Raw genomic sequence first — 8,799 nt, forward strand, 5'->3', positions numbered from 1 at the left:
GCAGGGAGCAGGGAGCAGGGAGCAGGGAGCAGGGAGCAGGGAGCAGGGAGAGGGGGAGAAAGATGGTTTTTAAGTATTTGCATCAATATCTCATAATATAACTGATTAAACGGACTTGATATTACTTCAAGACTTCAAAAATTATTACTTCAAAACTTAACCACCACAAGTAACTTTGGGTAAAGATGCGAGGGTCTGAGTTTAAGGGGTTAGGATCAATTCTTTTAGTTCAAAACTTCAAAACTTCAAAACTTTGGCACCTTGTAAATTGGCACCTCTTAAATTGGGATTCAATGATTGAATATTTTGTTACTATGATGAGAGATGTACTAAATACCAGTTATTAAAGTGATAGAGTCTTTTGCTTGTAAAGAAACAAAAAAAATTTGGGAGGGAAAATATTCTGGTAAATTACCAACTGATATTCAAGCAAGGGCTTTGCGAAAATTGCGTCAACTTGATGCTTCTATTACTGTTAACGATTTGAAATTACCACCAAGTAATCATCTTGAAGCGTTATCAGGCGATCGCTCAGGACAATACAGTATTCGTATTAATCAACAGTGGCGTTTATGTTTTAGCTGGGAAAATAGTACAGCTTTTGATGTAGAAATAGTTGATTATCATTGAGGATTATGACAGAAAAATTAATTATTAACCCCCATGCCGGAGAAATTCTTAAGTATGAATTTTTAGAAGAATTGGAAATCAGTCAAAATGCCCTTGCCCGTGCTATTAATGTACCGCCTAATCGTATTCATGCTATTGTTAAAGGACATCGCTCCATAACAGCCGATACAGATTTAAGGCTATGTCGTTATTTTGGGCTATCTGAAGGTTATTTTTTACGTCTGCAAAATAGTTATCAGTTAATGGAAGCTAAACGAAATTTAGGTGAGAAATTAAATGCTATTACTCCTTTATCTTTGTGTTAATGGCTATCAACAAGAGCGAAAATTTTTCAGGCGAGATGATTCGTACATTACAGATGAGGAAAGGTCAATCAAGATTTATACTGTTAGATATGCACTCCCCGTCAGAGCGATCGCTTTTCTTTTAGTATATATTTACTATATTTTGCTCAAGCTTAATATTCTACTTAGTTATATTTATACGAGATAGGAATTGCTACTGATGTGCGATCGCTCTTTTTCTCGTCTTACTATATTTTCCTGAAGTTTAATATTCTACTTAGTTATATTTATACGAGATAGGAATTGCTACTGATGTGCGATCGCTCTTTTTCTCGTCTTACTATATTTTCCTGAAGTTTAATATTCTACTTAGTTATATTTATAAGAAATAGGAATTGGTACTGATGTGCGATCGCTTTTCTCCTAGTATATTTTTACTATATTTTCCTCAAAATAGGCACCATATAAACTGGCACCCTGTAAATCTCTTTGGGGAGTAGAATTATTGAGCATATTTCAAATCCTCAACCATTTCTTTTCTATCTGGGTATTTTCATTGAACTGAACATCTTTTAAATCGGCACCCTGTAAATTGGCACCCTGTAAATTAGCACTTTGTAAATCAGCACTTTGTAAATCGGCACCTTGTAAATCGGCACCTTGTAAATCGGCACCTTGTAAATTGGCACCTTGTAAATTAGCACCTTGTAAATTAGCACCTTGTAAATTAGCACCTTGTAAATAGGCACGCCATAAATCGGCACCTTGTAAATTAGCACGCCATAAATCGGCACCTTGTAAATTTCTTTGGAAAGTGGGATTATTGAGAATATCCCAAACCCTTAACCATTTTGCATCTATCTGGGTATTTTTATTTAACTTTACATCTTTTAAATAGGCACTATATAAAAGGTTACCTGTGAAATTGGCACTATTTAAATCGGCACCTTCTAAATTGGCACTTTGTAAATCGGCACCTTGTAATTTGGCACCTTGTAAATTAGCACTTTGTAAATTGGCACCTTGTAAATCGGCACTTTGTAAATCGGCACTTTGTAAATCGGCACTTTGTAAATCGGCACCTTCTAAATCGGCACGTAAATTGGCACTATTTAAATTGACACTTTTTAAATTGGCACTACTTAAATTGGCATTAAATAAATTGGCACCTTGTAAATTGGCACTTTGTAAATCGGCACCTTGTAAATTGGCACTTTTTAAATTGGCACTTTTTAAATTGGCATGAGTTAAATCGGCACCTTGTAAATTGGCATAATATAAACAGGCACCTTGTAAATTAGCACTTTTTAAATTGGCACCTTGTAAATTGGCACAAGTTAAATCGGCACCCTGTAAATTGGCACTATTTAAATTGGCACTTTGTAAATTAGCACGACTTAAATCGGCACCTCTTAAATCTCTCTGGGAAGTTCGATTATTGATAATCTCCCAAACCCTTAACCATTTTGCATCTATCTGGGTATTTTTATTTAACTTAACATTTCTTAAATAGGCACCTTCTAAATTGGCACCCTCTAAGTTAGCACCTCTTAAATTGGCATCTTCTAAATAGACACCCTCTAAGTTGGCACTTTCTAAATTGGCACCCTCTAAGTTGGCACCCTCTAAGTTGGCACCTTGTAAATTGGCACCCTCTAAGTTGGCACCCTCTAAGTTGGCACCTACTAAATTGGCATATTCTAAATTGGCACCTCTTAAACTAATATCTACATCGGGATTATCTTGTTGCCACTTATTTAATAGTGTTTTCTGATAAGAAATAATCACTGCCAGTATTTTTTTATTTTCTCGACAATTGTTTAAAGCGAAAAAAACATAAGATTCCTCAACAGATGGTAACCGCATTATACTAATTAAATTGGCTTCGGGCATATTTTCCAACAAGTTAGGATTTTCTTGTAGCATTAAATCAACTACCGGATTACTTAATAATTCTTGGGGAAAATCTTCTCCTAATTTCCATAAAATCTCTTCAGGAGTATTAGGATTACTCACTAAAGCCAGTTTAATTTCATCATGAGAATATTGGCGATAAATTCCTTCTAAAACCACAGGAGAGGTTTCAGGGTTATTAGCTTGTTTGATTATTGACTCTGATATTAGATGAGAAATCATTTGTATCTTTTGTAATAATGTGTTTTTTGAATCAGTATAAGAAATAGGGATTGCTCTTAATGCGCGATCGCTCTTTTTTTAGTATATTTTTACTATATTTTGCTCAAGCTTAATATTCTACTTAGTTATATTTATACGAGATAGGAATTGCTACTGATGTGCGATCGCTCTTTTTTTAGTATATTTTTACTATATTTTGCTCAAGCTTAATATTCTACTTAGTTATATTTATACGAGATAGGAATTGGTATTAATGGCGATCGCTCTTTTTCTAGTATATTTTTACTATATTTTCCTCAAATTTAACATGTTACTTAGTTATATTTATAAGAGATAGGAATTGGTATTAATGGCGATCGCTCTTTTTCTAGTATATTTTTACTATATTTTCCTCAAATTTAACATGTTACTTAGTTATATTTATAAGAGATAGGAATTGGTATTAATGGCGATCGCTTTTCTTTTAGTATATTTTTACTATAGCAGTGACCGCAGTGGTGTTAACAACATTTATCACTAACTTTTCCCCCCTTCCCCCCTTACCAAGGGGGGCTTTTCATCATTTTTGTCAACATCTATTGGCTCATTGCTATATATTTTGCTCAAGCTTAATATTCTACTTAGTTATATTTATAAGAAATAGGGATTGGTATTAATGGCGATCGCTCTTTTTTTAGTATATATTTACTATATTTTCCTCAAAATTGGCACCTTGGGAAGTTCGATTATTGATAATCTCCCAAACCCTTAACCATTTTGCATCTATCTGGGTATTTTTATTTAACTTAACATTACTTAAATCGGCACCTTGTAAACTGGCATCTTGTAAATTGGCACAATATAACAAGGCATTACTTAAATCGGCATCTTGTAAATTGGCATCTCTTAAATTGGCACTCCATAAAATGGCACCTTGTAAATTGGCACCTTGTAAATTGGCACCCTGTAAATTAGTACCACTTAAATTAGTAGCACTTAAATTAACACCACTTAAATCAGTACCACTTAAATTAGTACCAATTAAATCAGTAACACTTAAATTAACACCACTTAAATTAACACCACTTAAATCGTTACCACTTAAATTAACACCACTTAAATTAACACCACTTAAATCGATACTCCTTAAATTGACACCTTGTAATTTAGCAAAAAATAAACAGGCACCTTGTAAATTAACACCACTTAAATTGGCATCTTGTAAATTGGCATCTTGTAAATTGGCATCTTGTAAATTGGCCTTTTGTAAATTGGCATTTTGTAAATTGGCATTTTGTAAATTGGTACCCTTTAATTGAGCACCACGTAAATTGGCACCTGTTAATTGAGCATCATTTAATTGAGCATCATTTAAATTGGCGCGTCTTAAATTTCTTCTAGGAGTGGGATTATTGAGAATATCCCAAACTCTAAACCATTTTTTTTCTATCCGGGTATTCTGATTTAATTGAGCACCACTCAAATAGGCACTCTCTAAATAGGTCCGTTTTAAATTGGCATTCTGTAAATTGGCATCCTGTAAATTGGCATTCTGTAAATTGGCATCCTGTAAATTGGCATCTCTTAAATCGGTATCCTGTAAATTGGCACCATCTAAATCGCTATTCTGTAAGTTGGCAAGTCTTAAGTTGACATGCTGTAAATTGGCACGTCTTAAATTGGCATCTCTTAAATCGGCACCTTGTAAATCGGCATCTCTTAAATCGGCACCACTTAAGCTAATATCTGCATCAGGATTATCTTGTCGCCACTTATTGAATAGTGTTTTTTGATCAGAAATAATCCCTGCCAGTATTTTTTCATTTTTTCGACAATTGTTTAAAGCGAAAAAAACATAAGATTCTTCAACGTCTGGTAGCCGCATTATACTACTCAAGGTTGCTTCCGGCATATCCGCCAGCAAGTTAGGATTTGCTAGTAACAATAAATTAAATACGGGGTTACTTAATAATTGTTGGGGAAAATCTTCTCCTAATTTCCATAAAATCTCTTCAGGAGTATTAGGATTACTCACTAAAGCGAGTTTAATTTCATCATGAGAATATTGGCGATAAATTTCTTCTAAAACCTGAGGGGAAGTTGCAGGGTTATTAGCCTGTTTAATAATTGTCTCTGATATTGGAGAAAAACTCATTTGTATCTTTTGTAGTAATGTGTTTATTTAATCAGTATAGAACTTAGATCAAAGCACCAGTACTATTGTACTAACTAATCCTTATTCAAAATTGATTTTTTAATTAAACTCACCCCCTCAGAGAACAAAAGTACTATTTTATCTGGTCAAAATTTATTTATTTGATGGCTCAATAGATTTTAATAACTAAAAATTGAGTATTTATACTAAAAAAATCATTCTACATTCTTAATTCGCGCATTCTAAATTACCCTTACACCAGCAACTTTTGGGCTTTGGTGCAAGATCTGAGTAGAATGTTTGTTAGTATAAGAAATCAGAGTTACTACTGATGTGCGATCGCTTTAACTATTTTATTAATAGTAGTTTTTGTATCGACTAATCTTATATTTCTTTTTAATATCTATTTTCTAATAAAATTTGATTAACAGTGAGTTGAAAATTAGGAAATAAAACCGAAACCAAAGACTGATCCCCAGTAAAAACTGAAGCATCAGAGAAATTCTGTAAATAAAAATGCAGCAATACGAGCATTGAGATTACTCTCTGGAGGCATTTCTATTAATTTTCCCTTAACAAGTTCATAGCGAACATCTGTCCCATCATCATAGTTAAGATATTCTTCAACAGTTAGAAGTTGTTCAGTTAGTTGAGATTTACACATATCAGGTGTGAGGTTTTAGGTTTTACTCAGATTTTTAACCAGAACTTATGTACTAAATAACTCAGAGAAAAAATTATTAATCTTTGTGGTTCTAAATTCGCCCATTTGCACATTCTACAATCTCCCCTCACCAGCAACTTTGGCGATCGCACTTAATCTCTAAAAAGCCGATACTTAACAAATATTAACATTTCTTGAAAAAATAGGGGTAATTTGGGGTTAAATGTTACAGTTCTTGACATTTTCGCTCTTAATTGAGGAACAAAAGGATAATATAACCAAAGTAGAGTGGCAATTTAGTCACGCTCAAAATAAGAATAATAAAGATTGAATTAGAAGAGTATGAGCATGGAATTTACTGGAAAAATGCCTAAATTCGGTGGCAGCACTGGTGGTTTACTATCAGCAGCAGACAGAGAGGAAAAGTATGTAATTACTTGGACAAGCTCAAAAGAACAAGCCTTCGAGATGCCCACAGGCGGTGCAGCAATTATGAACGAAGGAGAAAATATTCTCTATTTTGCCCGTAAAGAGCAGTGCTTAGCTTTAGGTACTCAATTACGCACTAAGTTCAAACCAAAAATGGAAGATTACAAAATTTATCGGGTTTATCCCAATGGTGAAGTGCAATATCTTCATCCAGCAGATGGCGTATTTCCTGAAAAGGTTAACGAAGGACGTGAATATTATGGCAAAATAGACAGAAAAATAGGTAACAACCCAGAACCAGCAACCTTAAAATTTTCTGGTAAAACTCCCTACGAAGTATAAACTAAAGTCATCGGTTACCTGGATTTAAAATCCAGGGCGGTTTCAGTACACTTAGTTCATTTCATTTTTATTTTGAGAACAAGGAGATAAGAACAAAAAAAAGGTTAAACTGAATTTTGTTATTCAATCTCCTTGTTTTTTATTTTTTTACATCTCCAGGCTAAAATTATGATCTTTCCAGACTTCTTTGAATTTACTGCCCTAGCGAAAAAAGGTAATTTTATTCCAGTATATCAAGAATGGATTGCTGATCTAGAAACTCCAGTATCAGCCTGGTACAAGGTATGTGCAGGACAAAAATATAACTTTTTGTTGGAATCAGTGGAAGGAGGCGAAAACCTAGGGCGCTATAGCCTATTGGGTGCAGATCCGATCTGGATATTAGAAGCAAGAGGAGAAACAACAACTCAAACCTACCGCGATGGGTCAAAATCTATCTACACAGGTAATCCCTTCGAGATTGTGGCTAACTGTCTCAAAGAGATTAAACCAGTGAAACTGCCACAATTACCCGCAGGAATTGGCGGTTTATTTGGCTTTTGGGGTTATGAGTTAATTAAGTGGATTGAACCAACAGTACCAATATCGGCGCCAGAAACCGGAGATTTACCCGACGGAGTCTGGATGCAAATAGACAACCTGTTAATTTTTGACCAAGTTAAACGAAAAATCTGGGCCATCGCCTACGCTAAGTTAGATAATGACCAAGATGACTTATACGAAGCTTATCAACAAGCTTGCGATCGCGTCACCAAATTAGTAACTAAACTTAAATTAGATTTACCTATTGACGCCCAACCCCTAGAATGGATTTCCCCCGAGAGTGTGAGTAAGCTTTCTTCCCAAGATTTAGTATACAAAAGCAATACCACTCAGGAGCAATTCTGCCAAAGCGTAGTCAAAGCCAAAGAATATATTCACCAAGGGGATATCTTTCAAGTAGTACTATCTCAAAAACTAACTACAGAATATCATGGAGAACCCTTTGCCCTCTATCGTTCTCTCAGGTCAATAAATCCCTCACCCTATATGGCTTACTACCATTTTGGTGACTGGCAAATCATTGGTTCTAGTCCAGAAGTGATGGTCAAAGCTGAACGCTTACCAGATAACCGTCTCAAAGCTACCCTCAGACCAATAGCTGGAACCCGCCGACGAGGTACTACTCCAGACCAAGATAAAGCTTTAGCCCAAGAACTATTAAAAGATCCTAAAGAAATAGCTGAACACGTTATGCTAGTGGATTTAGGACGCAATGACTTAGGCCGAGTTTGTGTTTCTGGTACTATAGAAGTGGACCAGTTAATGGTTATTGAGAAGTATTCCCACGTCATGCACATAGTTAGTAATGTGATTGGTATTCTACAAGATAATAAAGATGCCTGGGATTTACTCAAAGCTTCTTTTCCGGCAGGCACTGTTAGTGGAGCACCAAAAATTAGAGCCATGGAGATTATTAACGAATTAGAAACAGAAAGACGGGGTCCTTATTCGGGAGTTTACGGTTATTATGACTTTGAAGGTCAACTCAATAGCGCCATTACCATTCGGACCATGATTGTGCGTTCCCTTCAAAGTAATCAACATTTAGTTTCTGTACAGGCAGGTGCGGGAATTGTTGCAGATTCTCAACCCCTGCAAGAATACGAAGAAACCCTCAGTAAAGCTAGAGGCTTACTAGAAGCAATTCGCTGTTTAAGTTAATTAATTATCTAACCATGTAGTTAATTCGATTAGGTGTAAATCATGATATGATAGTAGTAGTAATTACAAAATAAATAAGGCTGGTAGTAAAATCTAAATAATAGAAATACATATCAACCTACTCCTACATAAAAATAATTAGTTTGGTAAACTAAGCAGTAGAAAAATGATTAAAATAGCAGTAATCCTCATTTTACTAGTTTATATTGGTGGAATAGTAAAATTTCTCCAAGGTTTTCGTAAAACCAACTTTAGCCGTAGTCTACCTACAAAAATTGGCCTAGCTCTATTGTGGCCCGTTTTATTTGTAGCCAATAGCTCATATCGCAAAAATTTTCAAAAAACTCTCAAAGGATAAAACTATTTCAGTAGGGTTGCACTTTGTTTAACCCAACCTACAACTCAGCTCTTGCATCTTTACCCAAAGTTACTGGTTGTGGTTGAGTAATGAGTAATGAGTAATGAGTAATGAGTAA

The 8,799-nt window shown here is 34.9% G+C and carries 8 protein-coding genes; 5 read left to right on the forward strand and 3 right to left on the reverse strand.

The features are described 5' to 3' along the window. Positions 1-348: 348 nt before the first annotated feature. Entirely contained in the window at positions 349-630 is a 282-nt protein-coding gene (locus MW688_RS17890; RefSeq protein ID WP_486737373.1) for a type II toxin-antitoxin system RelE/ParE family toxin, read from the forward strand. Positions 631-635: 5 nt separating this feature from the next. Next, positions 636-935 carry a HigA family addiction module antitoxin gene (locus MW688_RS17895; RefSeq protein ID WP_486737374.1) on the forward strand — a complete coding sequence of 100 codons (300 nt, stop codon included), beginning with the start codon at positions 636-638 and terminating at the stop codon, positions 933-935. A 495-nt stretch (positions 936-1,430) separates the two neighbouring features. Here MW688_RS17895 and MW688_RS17900 read toward each other — a convergent pair whose 3' ends face one another. From MW688_RS17900 to MW688_RS17910, 3 genes are all read right to left on the reverse strand, one after another. Next, a complete protein-coding gene (locus MW688_RS17900; protein ID WP_486737375.1) occupies positions 1,431-3,050 on the reverse strand; it encodes a pentapeptide repeat-containing protein in 1,620 nt (539 codons plus the stop codon). Positions 3,051-3,723: 673 nt separating this feature from the next. Further along, on the reverse strand, positions 3,724-5,184 hold the full coding sequence (locus tag MW688_RS17905; RefSeq protein ID WP_486737376.1) for a pentapeptide repeat-containing protein: 1,461 nt from the start codon (positions 5,182-5,184) through the stop codon (positions 3,724-3,726). Positions 5,185-5,677: 493 nt separating this feature from the next. Further along, on the reverse strand, positions 5,678-5,848 hold the full coding sequence (locus MW688_RS17910; protein ID WP_486737377.1) for a Uma2 family endonuclease: 171 nt from the start codon (positions 5,846-5,848) through the stop codon (positions 5,678-5,680). A 342-nt stretch (positions 5,849-6,190) separates the two neighbouring features. On the opposite strand from MW688_RS17910, the gene psaD reads away from it, so the two are divergent. The 3 genes from psaD (at position 6,191) to MW688_RS17925 (ending at position 8,681) form a co-directional block, all read left to right on the forward strand. Then, positions 6,191-6,619: a photosystem I reaction center subunit II gene (gene psaD / locus MW688_RS17915; protein WP_486737378.1), complete on the forward strand. Its 429-nt coding sequence runs from the start codon at positions 6,191-6,193 to the stop codon at positions 6,617-6,619. A 168-nt stretch (positions 6,620-6,787) separates the two neighbouring features. Continuing rightward, positions 6,788-8,323: an anthranilate synthase component I gene (gene trpE / locus MW688_RS17920; RefSeq protein ID WP_486737379.1), complete on the forward strand. Its 1,536-nt coding sequence runs from the start codon at positions 6,788-6,790 to the stop codon at positions 8,321-8,323. Positions 8,324-8,489: 166 nt separating this feature from the next. Continuing rightward, positions 8,490-8,681, forward strand: coding sequence for a hypothetical protein (locus MW688_RS17925; RefSeq protein ID WP_486737380.1), 192 nt, complete (start codon positions 8,490-8,492; stop codon positions 8,679-8,681). Positions 8,682-8,799 lie beyond the last annotated feature (118 nt).

Source organism: Johannesbaptistia floridana, from assembly GCF_057440575.1.

Bases quoted from the DNA above. Each gene is read 5' to 3' on its own strand.
- MW688_RS17895 (WP_486737374.1), top strand. From the start codon at position 636: ATGACAGAAAAATTAATTATTAACCCCCATGCCGGAGAAATTCTTAAG.
- MW688_RS17900 (WP_486737375.1), bottom strand. From the start codon at position 3,050: ATGATTTCTCATCTAATATCAGAGTCAATAATCAAACAAGCTAATAAC.
- MW688_RS17905 (WP_486737376.1), bottom strand. From the start codon at position 5,184: ATGAGTTTTTCTCCAATATCAGAGACAATTATTAAACAGGCTAATAAC.
- MW688_RS17910 (WP_486737377.1), bottom strand. From the start codon at position 5,848: ATGTGTAAATCTCAACTAACTGAACAACTTCTAACTGTTGAAGAATAT.
- psaD (WP_486737378.1), top strand. From the start codon at position 6,191: ATGAGCATGGAATTTACTGGAAAAATGCCTAAATTCGGTGGCAGCACT.
- trpE (WP_486737379.1), top strand. From the start codon at position 6,788: ATGATCTTTCCAGACTTCTTTGAATTTACTGCCCTAGCGAAAAAAGGT.
- MW688_RS17925 (WP_486737380.1), top strand. From the start codon at position 8,490: ATGATTAAAATAGCAGTAATCCTCATTTTACTAGTTTATATTGGTGGA.